This is a genomic window from Lysobacter sp. F60174L2 (genome assembly GCF_052547135.1).
In genome coordinates this window covers 538,881-557,388 of sequence record NZ_JBQWRA010000003.1, presented here as the reverse complement: position 1 = coordinate 557,388, position 18,508 = coordinate 538,881, and the positions used below count along the sequence as shown (strand labels likewise).

The 18,508-nt window shown below is 68.3% G+C and carries 11 protein-coding genes; 5 read left to right on the top strand and 6 right to left on the bottom strand.

Annotated features, from left to right (window positions below; all coding sequences use genetic code 11):
• Positions 1–147: 147 nt before the first annotated feature.
• Together ACT9AS_RS11530 and ACT9AS_RS11525 are read right to left on the bottom strand one after the other, a co-directional pair.
• Positions 148–3,156: a TonB-dependent receptor domain-containing protein gene (locus ACT9AS_RS11530; RefSeq protein WP_445100265.1), complete on the bottom strand. Its 3,009-nt coding sequence runs from the start codon at positions 3,154–3,156 to the stop codon at positions 148–150.
• 209 nt (positions 3,157–3,365) lie between these two features.
• Complete coding sequence (locus tag ACT9AS_RS11525) at positions 3,366–3,665, bottom strand: YciI family protein (RefSeq protein ID WP_445100370.1); 300 nt, start codon at positions 3,663–3,665, stop codon at positions 3,366–3,368.
• A 523-nt stretch (positions 3,666–4,188) separates the two neighbouring features.
• Here ACT9AS_RS11525 and ACT9AS_RS11520 point away from each other — a divergent pair.
• From ACT9AS_RS11520 to ACT9AS_RS11510, 3 genes are read left to right on the top strand one after another with little or no spacing between them, the layout of a single operon-like run.
• On the top strand, positions 4,189–5,043 hold the full coding sequence (locus ACT9AS_RS11520; protein WP_445100369.1) for a segregation/condensation protein A: 855 nt from the start codon (positions 4,189–4,191) through the stop codon (positions 5,041–5,043).
• A 21-nt stretch (positions 5,044–5,064) separates the two neighbouring features.
• Positions 5,065–5,964 (top strand): SMC-Scp complex subunit ScpB, encoded by a 900-nt coding sequence (scpB, locus tag ACT9AS_RS11515; protein ID WP_445100264.1) that lies wholly within the window; start codon positions 5,065–5,067, stop codon positions 5,962–5,964.
• Complete coding sequence (locus tag ACT9AS_RS11510) at positions 5,961–7,535, top strand: pseudouridine synthase (RefSeq protein ID WP_445100263.1); 1,575 nt, start codon at positions 5,961–5,963, stop codon at positions 7,533–7,535. The genes scpB and ACT9AS_RS11510 overlap by 4 nt, the downstream gene beginning before the upstream one ends.
• A 507-nt stretch (positions 7,536–8,042) precedes the next feature.
• Here ACT9AS_RS11510 and yecR read toward each other — a convergent pair.
• Together yecR and ACT9AS_RS11500 are read right to left on the bottom strand one after the other, a co-directional pair.
• On the bottom strand, positions 8,043–8,381 hold the full coding sequence (gene yecR / locus ACT9AS_RS11505) for a YecR family lipoprotein (protein WP_445100262.1): 339 nt from the start codon (positions 8,379–8,381) through the stop codon (positions 8,043–8,045).
• Between the two features lie 93 nt (positions 8,382–8,474).
• Positions 8,475–10,313, bottom strand: a complete 1,839-nt coding sequence (locus ACT9AS_RS11500) for a 3-hydroxybutyrate oligomer hydrolase family protein (RefSeq protein ID WP_445100261.1) — start codon at positions 10,311–10,313, stop codon at positions 8,475–8,477.
• Between the two features lie 116 nt (positions 10,314–10,429).
• Between ACT9AS_RS11500 and ACT9AS_RS11495 the strand changes: the two genes are divergently transcribed.
• On the top strand, positions 10,430–11,095 hold the full coding sequence (locus ACT9AS_RS11495) for a response regulator (protein ID WP_445100260.1): 666 nt from the start codon (positions 10,430–10,432) through the stop codon (positions 11,093–11,095).
• Between the two features lie 96 nt (positions 11,096–11,191).
• Here the strand turns inward: ACT9AS_RS11495 and ACT9AS_RS11490 are convergent, their stop codons facing one another.
• Together ACT9AS_RS11490 and ACT9AS_RS11485 are read right to left on the bottom strand one after the other, a co-directional pair.
• Positions 11,192–14,548, bottom strand: coding sequence for a PAS-domain containing protein (locus ACT9AS_RS11490; RefSeq protein WP_445100259.1), 3,357 nt, complete (start codon positions 14,546–14,548; stop codon positions 11,192–11,194).
• A 129-nt stretch (positions 14,549–14,677) separates the two neighbouring features.
• Positions 14,678–16,915 carry a TonB-dependent receptor domain-containing protein gene (locus tag ACT9AS_RS11485; RefSeq protein WP_445100258.1) on the bottom strand — a complete coding sequence of 746 codons (2,238 nt, stop codon included), beginning with the start codon at positions 16,913–16,915 and terminating at the stop codon, positions 14,678–14,680.
• A gap of 186 nt (positions 16,916–17,101) precedes the next feature.
• Between ACT9AS_RS11485 and ACT9AS_RS11480 the strand changes: the two genes are divergently transcribed.
• Positions 17,102–18,505, top strand: coding sequence for a GntP family permease (locus ACT9AS_RS11480; RefSeq protein ID WP_445100257.1), 1,404 nt, complete (start codon positions 17,102–17,104; stop codon positions 18,503–18,505).
• Positions 18,506–18,508: the final 3 nt, after the last annotated feature.

The window sequence follows — 18,508 nt, the reverse complement described above, 5'->3', positions numbered from 1 at the left end:
TTGTGCGCGTATCCATATGATTTTTCGAAACATGGATGACGCCCGCCCGGATCGGACCTGACCGAGTATAGGGCCCTGCCGTCGCCACCGCACGGGCCGTGCGCACGTCCCCGCCCCCGCCATCGCGGCTCCGGGCGCGGCGCGGGCCTACCAGTCGAAACCCATCGAAAGCTTGAAGGTGCGCGTGGGCAGCAGGATCCCGTCGCCGTTGCGGGTGCCCCAGTCCGCGCGCCCGGCGCCCGGGCCGCCGCGGTCGTTCTGGAAGTCGGTCCAGTTGCGCCAGTCGAAGGCGTTGATCAGGTCGAACCGCACCCAGGGCGACAGGTCGGTGCCGGTGTCCCAGCGCTTCTGCAGCGCGATGTCGAACTGCTTGAAACCCGTGTGCGGGGTGTACGGATCGAAGAAGCAATGGTCATTGCTCACGGCGGCGAAGCAGTTGACCGCATCCCGGACCGGCGCGGTGGCCAGGGTCAGCTTGCCCGAGGCGGTGATGCCCCACGGCGCGTCGTAGATGCCCGTGGTCACCAGGCGGTGGCGGGAGATGCCGACCGAGGCCAGCATCGGCTGCCCGTCCAGCCCGGGGTAGTCGAACAGGTAATGCTCGTCGGAATTGGCCGCGTTGAGGCGGTTCTCGCTGGCATCGCTGTAGGTGTAGGCCACGGTCACGCCCCAGCCCGAGTCCGCGGTGTACGGCTTCTCCAGCGACAGCAGCAGGCTGTCGAGTTCGGTCTCGATGCCGTTGCGTGCGATCAGCAGGGTGCCGTAGCCGGGAATGGCTTCGCCCCAGGGTTGGTTGCCCCAGGTCGCGCCCGGGTTGGCCGGGTCGCGGAAGCTGCCGTCGGGGAAGCGGTTTCCGAGCGCGAAGTAGATGCCGTCGTAGCTGCGGATATGCGCCAGCGTGACCGAGGTATTCCAGTCCACCTGGCCCAGCGCGACGACGTTGCGCATGCCGAGGCTGAACTGGTCCGAGTACGGCGTCTTGAGGTCGTTGTCGATCAGGTTGACCTCCGCGCCGAGGTTCGGGTTGGCCGCGGCCAGTTCCTCCAGCCGCGCCGGGTCGAGCCAGCCCGGGTCCCATGCCACGCAGTTGCCCTCGCCCACGGTGCACGGGTGTTCGGCCGTATCAAAACGGTATTGGTAGCTGGGGAAGGTGTGCTTGGACTGCTCCAGCGCGAGGTAGTCGAACAGGTTGCGGTCGTAGGCGCGGCCCGCTCCGCCGAAGATCACATGCCGGCCGTCAGCGTTCAGGTCATACGAGAACCCCAGCCGCGGCTGCCAGGCGTCCTTGAACGCCTTGCGGTTGTTGCCGGTGGATATGAAATCCTCGATGTCGTAATCGGTGTCGGCGATGTTGCCCCAGCCGCGCAACGCGGTGGCGATGCCCTCGTCGGTCACGTAGTCGAGGAAGCCGGGCGTCTCCTCGTAATCCCAGCGCACGCCGAGGTTCAGGGTCAGGCGCTCGTTGACCTCCCAGTCGTCCTGGATGTAAATGCCGAACTGCTTGTTGCCGGACGTGACACGGCGGTCCGCGGTGAGCGTGCTGGCATTGAAGTCGACCTGGTAGGGAATGGTCGGGTCGCCGGCGATGTCGTAGCGGAACTGCGGGTTGTACGGCTGCTGCTCGAAGGCCTCGACATCGACCTGCTTGTACTTGATGCCGACCTTGATCGTGTGCCCGCTCCACCCGTACCAGGTGAAGTCGTTCTGCAGGCCCAGGCCCTGCTGGCCCTTGTCCTGGTAGTCGGCGCCACCGCCGGCGGCGAGGATCTGCCGTTCCTGCGGGTTGCCCTCCCCGTCCAGCGGCCAGGTGTAGAGCAGGTAGCCCGGCGCGATCACCTTCGAGCGCGGGTTCCAGAAGCTCTCCTCCCAGGTCAGGTGCGCATCGTTGAGCCAGTCGGTGGCGTTGACCTGCCAGCGCAGGTCGAGACGGGTTTCCTCGTTGTTGTCGGTCTTGGCCCGGCTGGCGGTGTTGATGCCGCTGTCGAGCAGCAGGCCGGTTTCCTCGCGGCGCTTCGCGGTCAGCTCCAGCAACTGGGAGTCGCTGGCCTGCCAGCTCAGCTTGCCGAAGTAAAGATCCTCGTTGAACCGGGCCTGGTTGTTGCCGACCAGCGGGCGCAGGTGCTCCGGCAACTGGTCGACGGTGAAATCCTCGCCGATGCGTACCTCGCGCGGCTGCGAGAAATCCTTCGCCTCGTAGGTCAGGAAGAAGTGCAGGCGGTCGCGGATGATCGGGCCACCGAAGGAGACGCCGTACTGCTCCTCCATCGACGGCACCTTGGCCCCGTCCGCCTCCTCGCGCGGGGTCGGTTCACGCCACTGGTCGGACGTGCGATCCCAGAAGAAACTGCCGCCGAACTCATTGGTGCCCGAGCGGGTCACCGCGGTGACCGCGGCGCTGCTGATCTGGTCGTACTCGGCCTTGTAGTTGGAGGTGATGACCTTGTACTCGCCGATCGCCAACTGCGGGAACGGGTTGCCGCGGCTGCTGTTCTGCCCGCTCACGCCGCCCTTGGTCACGTAGTTCTTCTGGCCGACGCCGTCGATGAACACGTTGACGCCGTTGGACGACTGCGCGCCGCTGCGCAGGCTGCTGTAGCCACTCTCGCCACCGCTGACGAATTGCATGCCGGGCACGGTGTCGGCGAAGGCCAGGAAGTTGCGCGATGCCTGCGGCAGTGCCTCGATCTGCTTCTGGGTGACGTAGTTCGCGACTTCCGAGGTCCGGGTTTCCACCAGCGCGGTGGCGTTGACCTCCACCGTGTCCAGTTGGGTGTCCACCTCGCCGGTCGCGGTTTCGTCCAGGCCACCGGTGGCGAGGTCGAGGGTGGCGACCTGGCCGACCTGCACGGTCACGACCTGCGAATCGGTGCGCCCATCGGCCACCATCTCGACCCGGTACTCGCCTGGCGGAAGGCCTGCCAGCGAATAACCGCCATCGGCGCCCGCGTTGACGCTACGGGTCAGGCCAGTCGCCACGTTGGTGGCGGTAACCCGGGCGTTGGCGGCGGGTGCGGCGTCCAGGGTGGCCTCGCCGCGGATCGTGGCGGCGGTGCTCTGGGCCAGTACGGACGGCGCGACGGTGGCAGCCAGGCATCCGGTCAGGGCGACGACAAGCAGCCGGCGGACCGGGCGGGCAAACGGGGGAAACTGCGGCATGGGACTCTCGCTGGCGTGACGGATACAGACCTGCGCCGGCGTGCGGATGCAAGGACCGGCGAGGCGGCCGCGGATTGTCCCGGCACGGCCGGTAAGGAGCCGTGACGATGGGATGAATACGACGACCGCCAGCCAGCGCCGACAGCCGTACACGCACGCATCAGAGTGCGTGGATATCGGCCCGTATCACCCTGCCGAGGGCGAGGTACTTACGGCAGCACCGGGTTGAATGGCCGTACCTCGGTGCGGATGTAGACACCGGCAGCGGTATACGGATCTCCGTCGGCCCAGGCCCGGGCGGCCTCGAGCGACTCGAACTCGGCCACCACCAGGCTGCCGCTGAAACCCGCCGGACCCGGATCCCGGGCGTCTATCGCCGGGCACGGACCGGCCAGCAGCAACCGGCCGGCTTCGGCCAGCGCGGTCAGGCGTGCGAGGTGTTCCGGGCGCGCCGCCTTGCGCTGGTCCAACACGTTCTCGCCGTCATATCCCTCGATCACGTACCACATGTCCACGTCTCCCCTGCCTGGGCGGCTCATGCCCCGGCTGGGGCTGGGCGGATTGTAGCGGCCACGCGGCCCGTGAATCCCGGCCACAACCCCGCTGGACAGCGGTTTCGCCAGCCCGTACCCTACATGTCATATCGAGGCCTGAAGCAGCGGCCCGTCGCGACCGGCCCGCGCCATCGCGATGCCCGTGCCCCCAACACGGCCTGCTGCCCACCACGGCCCGCACTCGACGAATCCATGCCATCCGCCGCCACGTCCCCGACGCGGCGCGCTTGCCCGAACCGTACGAGCGCAAACCGGTCCGCTGTTCCGCCGGACGCATGCCACGCATCAACCGAGTTCCACTGTTTGCGCCACGGTCCGGAGGGACCGGTCCCGCATGATCAATGACCCCGCGTCCGAGACGACCGACGACAACGTGCCGGGCGACAACGTGACCGACCAGAACCAGACTCCCCCGGCCGCGGCCGGTCCCGAAGCGACGGATGCGATTCCGGCGCCGGCCCGGCCGCAGCAACAGGAAATGCCACTGGCGATGGTCCACGGCCAGCCGGTGCTGCAGATCCCGCAGGACCTGTACATCCCGCCGGACGCGCTGGAGGTCATCCTCGACGCGTTCGAAGGACCGCTCGACCTGCTGCTGTACCTGATCCGCCGGCAGAACCTCGAGATCCTCGACATCCCGGTGGCCGAGATCACCCGCCAGTACGTCGACTACATCCAGGCGATGCACGAGATGCGTTTCGAGCTCGCCGCCGAATACCTGGTGATGGCCGCGATCCTGGCCGAGATCAAGTCGCGCATGCTGCTGCCGCGCGCGGTCAACGAGGAAGGCGAAGAAGAAGACCCGCGCGCCGAACTGGTGCGGCGACTGCAGGAGTACGAGCGCTTCCAGAAGGCCGCCGAGGACATCGACGCCCTGCCCCGGCAGGACCGCGACACCGCCCCGGCGCAGGCGTTCGTGCCGGACCGGGCCTCGATCAAGCTGCCGCCGGAAGTCGACCTGCGCGAGATGCTGCTGGCCCTGCACGACGTGTTCAAGCGCGCCGAGCTGTACACCCAGCACGCGATCAAGCGCGATGCCCTCAGCGTCCGCCAGCGCATGGGCGAGCTGCTGTCGCGGCTGGAGGACGGCGCGTTCCACCGCTTCGAGAGCCTGTTCGAACCGCGCGAGGGCAAGCAGGGCGTGGTGGTCACCTTCCTCGGCCTGCTGACCCTGGCCAAGGAGCAGCTGATCGAGATCGTGCAGGAAGCCCCCAAGGACGCCAGCACCACCTCGCCGGCACCGATCTACGTCAAGTCGCTCGCGCTCAACACCGACCCGTCGAAAATCCAGCTCAGCAGCGAGTTCGACGACGCCGCCAACGACGACGCCTGAGTCGCCAACCGAACGAACTGAATGGACCAGACCCTGATCACCCGCATCATCGAGGCCGCCCTGCTCGCGGCCAACCAGCCGCTGACGCTGGCGCAGCTCAACGGGCTGTTCCCGGAAGACGAGCCGGCACCCGCCGGCAGCGTCGGCCAGGCGATCGAAACCCTGCAGGCCGACTGCGCCGAACGCGGCGTCGAACTGGTCGAGCTGGCCTCCGGCTTCCGCTACCAGGTCAAGGCCGACGTCCACCGCTGGGTCGCCCGGCTGTGGACCGAGCGCCAGACCCGCTACACCCGGGCGACGCTGGAAACGCTGGCGCTGATCGCCTATCGCCAGCCGATCACCCGCGGCGAGATCGAGCAGGTGCGCGGCGTGGCGGTCAGCAGCAACATCATCCGGGCGCTGGAAGAGCGCGAGTGGATCCGCGTGGTCGGCCATCGCGACGTGCCCGGCAAGCCGGCGCTGTTCGGCACCACCAAGGTTTTCCTCGACTACTTCGGGCTGAAGCGGCTGGACGAGTTGCCGCCGCTGTCGGAACTGAAGGACATCGGCGAGCTGGAACCGCAGTTCCAGTTCGATGCGGAGAAGGACGCGCCGAAGACGATCGAGGCCGGTGGGATCGGCAACGAGGGCGAAGCGGAGCCCGCTGAAGCTGAAACTGAAACCGAAGCTGATGCGACTGCGACCGGCGAGGCCGAAATCACTGCCGACGTCGATGACCGCGCCGACGCTGAAACCGGACCGGCACCCGACGACACCGCTGTCGATGACGCCAGCGACCCCCCAACCGACGCCGCGCCGGACCCTCGCGCGGACGAAGCGGACGACTCCGCCCCCCAATCCCACGACGTCGAATCCCCGACCGTGGACGAGCAACCCCAGGATGACGACGCCGAACTGGCCTCGTCGGAGCAATTGAAATGACTGAAGAAACACGCAACAAGCTGTCCCTCAAGCGCGGCAGCGACGCCGGCAACGGTGCCCCGCGGCTGGAGGAACGGCTCCACAAGGTACTGGCGCAGGCCGGGCTCGGCTCGCGCCGCGCGCTCGAGCAGCGCATCGCCGACGGCCTGGTCAAGGTCAACGGCGCGGTCGCGCAGGTCGGCCAGAGCATCGGCAGCGGCGACAAGGTCGAGATCGACGGCCGCCAGTTCGTCGCCAGCGCGCTGGTCGAGCCCTCGCGCGTGCTGATGTACAACAAGCCCGAAGGCGAAGTGACCACCCGCGAGGACCCCGAAGGTCGCCCGACCATCTTCGAGGCCCTGCCCGCGCTCAAGGGCGCGCGTTGGATCGCGATCGGCCGCCTCGACATCAACACCACCGGCCTGCTGCTGCTGACCACCGACGGCGAGCTGGCCAACGCGCTGATGCATCCGTCGTTCGAAGTCGAGCGCGAGTACGTCTGCCGCGTGCGCGCACCGGAAGGCCAGGACCGCGTGCCCGACAACATCCCCGACCGGCTCAAGCGCGGCGTTGCCCTTGACGACGGCCCGGCGAAGTTCGACGACATCGAGCGCATCGGCGGCACCGACTCGCACGACTGGTTCCGCGTGGTGGTCAAGGAAGGCCGCAACCGCGAAGTGCGGCGCCTGTGGGAATCGCAGGGTTGCCAGGTCAGCCGGCTCAAGCGGATCAGCTACGGCGACGTCTCGCTGCCGCGCGAGCTGATGCGCGGGCAGTCGCAGGAACTGGAGAACGACAAGGTCGAGAAGCTGCGCGCCGACCTCGGCCTCGAGGACGGCACGCCATCGGCGCTGACCCTGCAGCCGGTGATCGGCCAGCGCAAGGCGAGCAAGTCGACGATCAACCTCAGCGGTCGCAGCGCCGGCCCCGGTTATGTCGGCGGCCACGTGACCACCGCCGACGAAGGTCGCGAGCTGCGGCGCTTCGACAACGTCCGCGAAGACCGCGGCGGCCGTGGTCGCGGTGGCCCGAAGCGCCACGGCGGCCTGACCGTCAGCGGCGAGGCCGCGGCCAAGCAATCGCAGAAGCCGTTCAAGCAACGCAAGGACAAGGGCGCGCGTGCCCTGCCCGACGGCAACCCAGCCGCCTTCCGTACCTGGTACGTGCCCGACGGCGTCGAGACCGGCCCGAGCGGGCATCGCAACGCCGACGGCCGCGGCCCGAAGAAGCCGTATGGCAAGCCCGGTGGGCGCTCCGGTGGCGGCGCGCGCCCGGGAGGCGGTGGTGGCGGTTACCAGGGTCGCGGCGAGCGCGGTCCGGGTGGTGGCGGCCAAGGCCAGGGACAGGGCCAACGCGCTCCGCGTCCCTACGGCCATCCCGGCAATGCGCCGACCTTCCCGTCCGACCACGCCAACCCCGGCGGCTTCAACCCGTACGGCGACAGGTCACGCAGTGCGCGGCCGTCCGGCAAGCCCGGCGGTCGCCCGGGTGGCCCGCGTCCGGGCGGCAACAAGCCCGGTGGTCCGCGCCAGGGCCCGCCCCGCGGCGGCCGTCCCGGCGGCGGCAACCGCGGGCCGCGCAACGGCGGCTGATTCAGAAAGGGCGCCTCGGCGCCCTTTTCCAGTAAGTCTCGTTAGAACGCGGTCAGATAACCGTTCGGTCTATGTGCGAACTCATAAGGTTGACACTCGAACCGGGCGACTTCAGTAATCTTCGTCAGCTGCACCGCGATTCCGTAACCTCTCGACACACAGGCTTGGAGTGCAGTCCGCCGTGCTTTCGCGTGGTTGGATAGTTGTCCCGATACCACGACCACCTCATTGACGGAGCCTGCTTCGGATACAACCCAATCGCTGGTCGTAGTGGCACACCCCCCGAGCACCAATACGATCACGCAAACTCCAGTTGACCGCATTTTCACTAGACTTCCTCCGCTGAAGTGATCGAACAGGCTTCACGAACCTAATCCTTGTTGAAAGCGCTTTCAAGTCAAGGACTTTAGGGCGGAATCGCCAGGTTAATGCGGATAATGGATTGCCAGGGTCGCGGGGGTGTTTTACCGATGACAACGCCAGTTGGTCGCGGAGCGGCGCCTTTTCCTATTTTTTCAAGGTGCCGTTGAAAGCCACCGGATGATCGTCCCTCGCAGGACGACACTCGAATGTCACAACCCTCCGCGTGGTAGCGCATTGCGCGCTGGCAGCGGAACTGCAGGTCATCGCACGATCATCCAGTTCAATGGTGCGAGCGTAGCCCCTGGACTCGCATGTCCGCAGCGCTGTCTGTCGCGCCTTCGCATCGTTGCCCCGTACGCCGGATTGCGATACCAGCTCCACCCGATCCGACTGACTGGCATCCAGCACTGCCCAATCGCTGGTAGTGGTGGCACAGCTGGCCAGCAGGATCGTCGGTATCAAAAAGCCCGCATGCATCTTCATCGTCATTTCCTCCGCTGAAATCGATGGGGTCGGCTGAACCTAGCACAACTCCAGCCGCGCAGCAGCACCATCATGCATGGCCCCGCACCAGTTTCAACGTGGGATGGCGAGGTCGGCAGCCTCCAATGGAGTGTCCGATTTGCCGCGCGGCGTCGTTTCGATCACGGCATCGGTCGGCAATGACCTACCGTCGTGCAGGTGCGCCCAGGTCCGGTCCAACGCCTCGTAGACATACGGCAGCAGCGGCACGTACTGCGCGCCGTAAACCGGCAGGCCGAGGAAGGCGTCGAAATGCTGGGCGTTGCGGACCTGCCAGTAGCGCACGTCGCGCTCCGCCGCCTGCGCGGCGGCGACGTACGGCGCGCTGCTGAAGGCCGACGGGATCAAACCGTCGTCGAGGCCGTGGACCACCATGATCGGCAGGCCTTCGCGCGGCAGCCCGGCGCGGATTTCCTCGATACCGGCACGGACGCGCCCGGCATCGGCGCCCTCGCCGTCCCACAACGCCCGCAGGCATTGCAGTTGCGCCAGCGGAGCGGTTGCATCCGCCGTCGGCGCGATGATGCCGACGCCGGCACCCGGCGGGATGCCACCGCCATCGGCCGGCCAAGCGGCGCGTTCGGCTGCGGTTGCCGGTCGTGGCGTACCGTTCTTCTCCTGCGCCGCGAACGAATGGCCGCAAGGATGCTCGTCCGCGCCATAACGACCGTAGGCCGAGGCGTAGGTCACCGCCACCGCGCGCCACAGGTCGAAGGCGACGCTGATCGAGCCGGCGCGCATTGCGGCGTCGGTCCAGCCATTTGCGCGCAACGTGTCGTAGGCGGATTTCTGCTGTTGCTCCAGCGTCGAACCGGAGACCAGCCCGGCCTCGGCCAATGCCGCGCAATGCGCCGCCGCGGTCGGCATCGGCGGGATGCCCAGTGCAGGCAGCGCGCACGGCATCAGCAGCGCCGCCTCGGTCATGTAGTCGTACAGCGGTCGCGCCCCGGCGACCTGCACGTTGGGTTCGCCGGCGACGACCGCGTCGAGCCAGTCGCCTTCGAGTTCCGCCGCGCGCAGCACCGCGCCGCCGCCGTTGGAGATGCCGACCGCGATCACCGTGGTGTTGTCGAACGCGAATGGCGCTGCATCCGGGAAGGCCTGGTCCAGCGATTGCAGCGCAAATTCCGCAGCCTGCTTCACGTGGCGTCCCCAGTCGGCCTCGGGGTTGTCGCGCGAGTGCGCGTGCTTGACCGCGATACCGCTGCCGGTCGCCGGTTCCGGCACGAACGCCAGCGGCTGGTCCGCCGACGGCGCACCGATGGTGCCGTCGAGGCGGACGCCCAACCCCGCATCGAGGTCGAAGTAATCGTTGCCGTTGCCCTTATCGGTGTAGGCCACCGCGCAGCCCTTCGGCAGCGCCCACGGCCCCGCGACGGCGATCGCGCCGAGCACGCCACGTGAACCGGACGCCGGCGCCACCACGATGCAACGCGCCTGCTGGTCGAAATTGTCCGGCACCTGCACCAGCACGCGGTGTGGCTGGCTGGCGCCCGGGACTTGCGCGAGCGCCTGGAACTCGCGCCCTGGCACCGCAGCAACGCTGCCGTAAAGGTCACCATAGCCACCACCCGGCGCGAGGTCGGCGATGCCGCGCCAGTTGCCCCAGATCGCGCGGCGACGCAGTTCGGCCGGCGTCGGCGCAGCGGGATCGGCGAAACCCGGCGGGGTCATCGCACGCAGGCCGTCGAGCCCGAGGCCGGCGGTCAGCAGATCATCCTGCCCGCGGTGTTCGGTGACCGCGATGGCTGAAACCAGGTTCGATCCGGACGTCGGGGCCATGTCGTCGGCGGAAGTGGCGTGGGGGGCGGAAGTCGCGCAGCCGGCCAGCAAAGCCACGGCACCGACCACCGGGAGACTCGAAGCGGAGAGGTTGAACAAGGACATCTTCATGCCGCAACCCTAGCAAGCCGCCGCGACCGCGCCATCGTACCTTCGTACCACGCCGACCGCGGAGGCGCTTGCTAGTCTGGGCGCCAATCCTCCACCACCGCGATGCCCGCCCTTCAATGCCCGCGCTGCTGATCGCCGACGACCACCCGTTGTTCCGGGCCGCCCTGCGCGGTGCGGCGGCTGATGCCGTGGCCGGGCTGGTGGTACACGAGGCCGGGTCGCTCGACGGCGTGCTGGCGGTGCTGGAATCCGAGCCCGACATCGACCTGGTCCTGCTCGACCTGCACATGCCCGGCAACCACGGCCTGGCCGGCCTCGCCGCGATCCGCGCGCAGTACCCGGGCGTGGCGGTGGTGGTGGTGTCGGCCAATGACGACCCGCGGGTGGTGCGGCGTGCGCTCGACCACGGCGCGGCCGGTTACCTGCCAAAAAGCTCCGGGCTGGACGAACTGCGCGACGCGATCCGCGCGGTGCTGGCCTGCGAGCAATGGCTGCCGCCGCCGTTGCGCGCCGCCGTTGCGCGTACGCAGAGCTCGAGCAGCGACGCCGATCTGGCTGCGCGGCTGGCGAGCCTGTCGCCGCAACAGTTCCGGGTGCTGACCTTCGTTGCGGAGGGACTGCTGAACAAGCAGATCGCCGATCGGCTGGAGGTGCAGGAGCGCACGGTGAAGGCACATCTGTCGGCGATCTTCGAACGGCTGGGTGTGCGCAACCGGACGCAGGCAGGGGTGGTGCTGCGGGAACTGGAGTTGAGTGATCCGTCGCGGCGGATCGAGGGTTGAGCCTGGTCGCCTGGACCTTTCTTCGTTGTAGGAGCGACGTGAGTCGCGATTGCACGGCGATCCCGGATATCAGTGAAATCGCGACTTACGTCGCTCCTACAGTCGTTCCTTCGGCACCTTCGCGGTGGCGCGGATCTCGGTGGCGGCGATCAGGCGGTCCATGACGGACTTCAACGCAAGCGGCTTGAGCGGCTTGGCAAGCAGTGAATAGCCGGCTTCCAGCACTGCTCGGCGCACGGCGTGGGTGCCGTCCGCGCTAAGCACCAGCGTTGGGCGCGGGCCGTGGTGCTCGCCGAGGTCGGCCGCCAACGCGATGCCGGTGTCGCCGTCGTCGAGGTGGTAGTCGAACAACCACAGTGACGCCGGCCGCGCCGCCATCTCCCGTTCGGCTCCGGCACGATCGACCGCGGTCGCCACCTCGCAGCCCCACCCGCGCAGCACGCCAGCCAAAGCATCCAGCGCCTGCGGATCGTTGTCGACCAGCAGCACGCGCAGGCCGGCGAGGCCCCGCGGAGCATGCGGCACCGCAGCCAGCAACGGGACGTCCGCCCGTACGACCCGCACCGCGAACACCGTCCCGCGCCCCGGCGCACTGCGCAGGTCCAGTGGTGCGTGCAGCAGTTGCGCGATGCGGTCGGCGATCGACAGGCCGAGTCCCAGGCCCTGCCCCGGCGCATCGTCGCCACGGCGGAACTCGTCGAAGATGGCCCGTTGCATGTCGGCCTGGATGCCCGGGCCGGTGTCGTGGACCTCGATGCGCAAACCGTCGCCATCACGGCGCACGCCGAGCAGTACGCCACCGGCCGTGGTGTAACGCACGGCGTTGGCGAGGAAATTCTGCAGCACGCGGCGCAGCAGTTGCGGGTCGCTGTGCACCCACGCCGCGGTGCCGACGAAACGGAATGCCAGTCCACGCGCCGCGGCAATCGCGCCGAACTCCGACGCCAGCGGCTCCAGCACCTCGGCCAGCGGGAAGTCGCGCGGCTGCGGTACCAGCCCCCCACCCTCCAGTCGCGACATGTCGAGCAACCCGGTCAGCAGGTCGCCGGTGGAATCCAGCGCGCCGCCGATCTGCACCAGCACGCCGCGCAGCGCCGGATCGTGCAACTGGTCCGACAGCGCATCGGTGAACAGCTGCGCGGCGTGCAACGGCTGCATCAGGTCGTGGCCGATCGCGGCGAGGAAGCGGCTCTTGCCGTCGTTGGCGCGCTCGGCCTCGCGGGTGGCGACCTCCAGTTCGCGGGTCCGCTCGACCACGCGTTGCTCCAGCGTCTCGTTGGCCTGCAACAGCCCGGCCTCGGCACGACGGAACTCGGTGACGTCGGTGTAGGTCGCAACGAACCCACCACCGGGCATCGGGTTGCCGCGGATCTCGACGATACTGCCGTCCGGCATCACCCGCTCGGTCAGGTGCGGTGTGCCGGCGCGCATGAAGGCCAGCCGCCGCTCCAGCGCGCGCTCCAGGTCGCCTCGTGGTGGCAGTTGCTGCAAGGCCCAGCGCGACAGGTCGGCGATCGGGCGTCCGACCTGCAGCAGCTCGCCGGGAAAGCCGAACAGTTCGGCGTAGCGCCGGTTCCAGGCCACCAGCCGGAGTTCGGCATCGACCACGCTGATGCCCTGGCTCATGTTCTGCAGCGCTGCCTCGAGCACGCGCTGGTTGAAGCGCAGGTCGGCCGATGCCTCGCCGACGATCGCGGCGACGGTATCGAGGTCGCCGGCCTCGCGCCGTGCCGCATCGAGCAGCACCCGCGCCGACGCCGAGCCCAGCACCGCCGCCAGCTCGCGCTCGACGCCCGCCTCCACCTGCGTCGGCACCGCACCCGTATCGGCGACGCCGCGCAGCAGATCCGCCACCCGTTCGCGCGGCAAAAAACGCATGCCGGCGTCACGCAGGCTCTTCGCGTCCAGTCCGCGGTAGGCGCGTCGGGGCACGTCGCGGCGCCACACCGCGGCCAGCACCGTCGCCAGCGTACCCAGGAACAGGCTGGCGCCGACCGCGCGGCCCAGACGGCTCCAGCCAGTCAGGCCGAAGACGCCGTCCGGCGCCAACCAGCCCAATCCGAGCGGACCGGCGTCCAGCCAGCCCGGCGTATCGCCGCCCAGTTCGAACACGGTCGGCAGCAGCAATACCCACGCCCATGCGGCGAACCCGACCGCGATCCCGATGACCGCGGCACGCGGCGGCGTCTGCGGCCGCCACACCGCGAATGCCAGAGCCGGCGCCAGCGTCGCCAGCGCCGAAAACGACACCGCACCGACATCGGCCAGCGCCTCGCTGCCCGCCACCAGCCGGCTGTAGGCCCACGCCAGCAGCATGATCACCACGATGCCGGCGCGGCGCAGCGCCAGCACGCTGCCGCGCAGGTCGCTGCCGTCGTTACGCGACCACGCGCCGCGCAGCAGGCCGGGCGCGAACCAGTGGTTGCCGATCATCAGGCTCAGGGTCAGCGTGCTGACCACGACCATGCCGGTCGCCGCGCTGAGCCCGCCAAGGAATGCGAACAGCGCCAGCCCGTGCTGCCCCTGCGACAACGGCAGCGCCAGCACGTAGAGGTCCGACGGCACCGTGTCTCCCAGAAGCGCCGCACCGGCGGTCGCCAGCGGCAGCACCGGCAGCGCGATCAGCACCAGGTACAGCGGGAACTGCCAGCGCGCGGTGCGCACGTCGCGCTCGTCGCGGCATTCGACCACGCCGATATGGAACTGGTGCGGCAGGATGAACATCGCCAGCGCGCCCAGCAGTACCAGCGGCATGAAACCGCCGGCCGACGCCACCGGCGGTGCCTCCGCGACCACATCAGGCAAGGCATCCAGTCCAAACCAGACGAACGCCCCGATCGCCAGCATCGCGGTCAGCTTGAACACCGACTCCACCGCCATCGCCAGCACCAGCCCGCGGTTGTGCTCGGTCGCACTCGCCCTCCGGGTGCCGAACAGCATCGCGAACAGCGCCATCGCCAGCGCCACGTACAGCGCGCTGTCCTGCCACGCCGGCGCCACGGTGCCGCCGTCGCGCGTGGTCAGCATCGCGAAGCTCATCGCCACGGCCTTCAGCTGCAGCGCGATGTACGGAATCAGGCCGAGCGCGGCGACCAGCGTCACCGTCGCCGCCAGCCACGCGTCCTTGCCGAGGCGGGTCGCGATGAGGTCGGCGATCGAGGTGGCGTTGGTCTCGCGCGCCAGCCGCACCAGCCGGATCATGAAACCGACCGCGAGCGCATAAAGCAGGATGGCGCCGAGGAAGGTGGGCGGCAGCGGCCAGCCGTAGCGCGCGGCCTGGGTGACGGTGCCGTAGAACGTCCACGAGGTGCAGTGCACCGCCAGTGACAACGCGTAGACGTGGCGCCAGTGGCGCGACCACAGCGCTGGCCGGCGTTCGGCGTACAGCGCGACGCCGAACATCAGTCCCAGCCAGGCCAGGCTGGCGAGGGCGACGGTGGTGAAGTTCAGCATGGCGCGAGAATACCGCGGCCCCGTATCCGCACCTTGGGACCATCGACTTCGTCGACAAAAACGGCAACGACGGGCCGAAGCCCGCCGTCACCGCCCGACCGGGGGTCCCCGGTTGTTCCGGACCTGCCGTCAGAAGTCGTAGCGTACGCTCAACGAATACTGACGCGGCGGGCCGTAGAAACCGGTCATCACGCCCAGCGCGGTGTTGAGGTTGTAGCCGGTGGTGCGGTACTCCTCGTCGGCCAGGTTGGTGCCCTGCAGCTTGACCGTCCACGGACCGCCGTCCTTCCAGGTGATGCCGGCGTTGACCAGCCCGTAACCGTCCTGGGTGATCGGCAGTGCGCCGGTGCGGACGATCTCGGTGGTCGCCACCACGTCGCTCTGGTAGCTGTAGCCCACGCGGGTCGACAGGTTGCCGCCGCTGGCCAGGTCGGTGCGGTACTCGAGGTTGAGTGCCCCGGAGAACTCCGGTGCGTTGGTGAACTCCTGCTCGTCGGCGATGTTGGCGCCGGCGTACAGGAACTCGTCGTACTTCGCGTCCAGCCACGCCAGGTTGCCGGAGACCAGCCAGTTGCGGGTCGGCAGCCACTGGTACTCGGCCTCCACGCCGTTGACGGTGCCCGAGCCGGCGTTGGTGAAGTCTCCGAAGAACGCGTCGTCGGTGCCGTCGCCATTGCTGTCGAACGCGGTGAACACCGACAGCTGGATGTCCTCGTACTTGTTGTGGAACGCGGCCAGGTTGAGGAACAGGGTCTGGTCGAGGAAGCCCATCTTGCTGCCGATCTCAAAGCTGTCGACTACCTCGTCGTCGAACGGCTCGGCCGAACGCGGCACCGCGGTGGCCTGCGCGCGGATGTTGAAGCCGCCGGACTTGAAGCCGCGCGACGCCGAGCCGTAGACCATGACGTCCGGGGTCACCTGGTAGTCCAGCGAGACCTTCGGCGAGGTGTTCTTGAAGTTGATGGTCTTGTCGAACTCGGCCACCGTCGCGGTCGGCACGCTGTAGGTGTCGTCGGTGTAGCCGCGGTTGAGCACCACGGCGTTCTTGTCCTCGTCGGTGTAGCGCGCGCCGACGTTGAGCGCCCATTGCGTGCCCAGGTCGAAGGTCCAGTCGGCGTACAGCGCGACGCTCTCGGTGTAGACCGTGCCCTGGGTGTCGCCGAACAGCAGGTTGAAGAAGTTGTTGAGCACCTGCCCGCCAGCTTCGCCGTCGAACGCGTACAGGCCCATCACGCCACGCGCGCGGCCGCCGGCATCGAAGTTGGCCTGCAGCTCGTGGCTGACCTGCTCGTCGCTGTAGAACGCCTTCACGTCGGCGATCTTGGCCGGCAGGGTGTCGAAGTCGATGTTGGTCTCGGTGTCGGATTCGCGCTTGGCCAGCACGTACTTGAAGGCCCAGTCGTCGTTGGCGCGCCAGTTCACCGTCGCCGAGGCGCCGGCGATCATGGTGTCGTTGATGTTGGGCATGCCGTTGCGCACGTCGTAGCGGCTGTCCATCGGGTCGAAGCCCGGCACGAACCGGTTCGGTGCGAGCATCTTCGCGCCACGCACGCCGGACTGGTCGTCCATCCAGTCGAACGCGAACTGGATGTCGAGGTCCTCGCTGACATAGGCGCCGAGGTTGGCGCGCAACGCGAGGATCTCCTTGTCGCTGACTTCCTGGTCGGTCAACGTGTTCTGGCCGAAGCCGTCGCGGTTGAGGCTGGCCACCGCCAGGCGTGCGCGCAGGGCCTCGCTGCCACCGAGCGGACCGCCGACGGCGGCCTTGACGTCGAGCTGGTTGTAGTTGCCGACGGTGACTTCGGCGAAGCCGCCGAAGTCCTTCGGCAGGCCACGCGAGATGTACTTGATGGCGCCGCCGATGGTGTTCTTGCCGTACAGCGTGCCCTGCGGACCGCGCAGCACCTCGATGCGCTGGACGTCGAACACGTCCAGCAGCGCACCCTGCGGCCGGGCGATGTAGACGTCGTCCATGTAGATGCCGACACCTGGGTCCACGCCCCACAGCGGATCGGACTGGCCGACGCCGCGGATGTAGGCGGTGATGGTGCTGCTGGAGCCGCGCGCGGCATAGATCGTCAGGTTCGGCACCTGCGCGTCGAGACCGCCGAGGTCCTCGATCGCGAGCCGGTCCAGCGCATCGGCGGTGAACGCGGTGACCGCCACCGGCACGTCCTGGATGGTTTCCTCGCGCTTGCGCGCCGTCACTGTGACCGCGCCCAGGTTGGTCGCCTCGGCCTGCTGCGCGGGTGCTTTCGCGGGCGTGGCGTCCTGCGCCCATGCCGCCGGCGCAAGCAGCGCGCAGGCGATGGCGACGGCCAGGCCGCTGCGACCCGAAATGTTGCGACTCTTGGCGTTGCGACCCATCAGAACCTCTCCCCAGATAACCGGATGCGTGCTCACCGGCCCGGGCCGGTCGGCGGAGGATGCCGCCATGACGGCAAGACTAGGAGCCGGCGCCGGGCGGGACAGCTGTACCTTCGGACAATGCCCCCGCGGCGGCCGCGCGCCGACACTCCAACATCACTGAAGTAGCTTGGAGTGTGGGGGCGTATGGATTTCCTGATCGTGCTGGGCGCGCTGGCGTTCCTGATGTTCGTGGCCTATCGCGGTTACAGCGTGATCCTGTTCGCCCCGGTGGCGGCGCTCGGCGCGGTGCTGCTGACCGACCCGTCGTTGGTCGCGCCGATGTTCACCGGCCTGTTCATGGACAAGATGGTCGGGTTCCTGAAGCTGTACTTCCCGGTGTTCCTGCTCGGCGCGATCTTCGGCAAGGTGATCGAGCTGTCGGGCTTCTCCAAGGCGATCGTCGCCGCGACCATCAAGCTGTTCGGCGCCAGCCGCGCGATCCTGTCGATCGTGATCGTCTGCGCGGTGCTGACCTACGGCGGTGTGTCGCTGTTCGTGGTGGTGTTCGCGGTGTACCCGTTCGCCGCGGAACTCTTTCGCCAGAGCGACATCCCCAAACGCCTGATCCCGGGCACGATCGCGCTGGGCGCGTTCACCTTCACGATGGACGCCCTGCCCGGCACCCCGCAGATCCAGAACATCATTCCGACCACGTTCTTCGGCACCAACACCTGGGCTGCGCCGTGGCTGGGCACCATCGGTGGCATCTTCATCCTTGCCGTCGGCCTGGCCTACCTGGACTGGCGTCGGCGCGTCGCGCTCAAGGCCGGCGAGGGTTACGCGGGTGATGCCGTGCTGGTCAACGAGCCGGTCGCGTTCACCGGCGGCCGCCTCGCCAACCCGCTGATCGCGATCCTGCCGCTGGTGCTGGTCGGCGTCGCCAACAAGCTGTTCACCGTGTGGATTCCGCGCGTCTACGGCGAGTCGCACTCGTTCGACCCCGCGGTGATCGGCGATGCCGCGCCGATCGTGCAGCAGGTGTCGTCGATCACCGCGATCTGGGCGGTCGAAGGCGCATTGCTGGTCGGCATCTTCAGCGTCATCGCGTTCGCCTGGAAGCCGGTGATGACCAGCTTCGCCAATGGCACGAAGGATGCGATCGGCGGTGCCCTGCTGGCGGGCATGAACACCGCATCGGAATATGGCTTCGGCGCAGTGATTGCCGCCCTGCCCGGCTTCCTGGTGGTCGCCAACGCGCTCGGCACGATCGATGATCCGCTGGTCAACGAAGCCATCACCGTGACCGCCTTGGCCGGCATCACCGGCTCGGCCTCCGGCGGCATGGGCATCGCCCTGGCGGCGATGGCCGAGACCTTCATCGCCAACGCCAATGCCGCCGGCATCCCGATGGAAGTGCTGCACCGGGTCGCGGCGATGGCGTCCGGCGGCATGGACACCCTGCCCCACAACGGCGCGGTGATCACCCTGCTGGCGGTGACCGGCCTGACCCACCGGCAGGCCTACAAGGACATCTTCGCGATCACGATCATCAAGACGCTGGCGGTGATGGTGATCATCGGAGTGTTCTACGCGACCGGGATCGTGTGATCG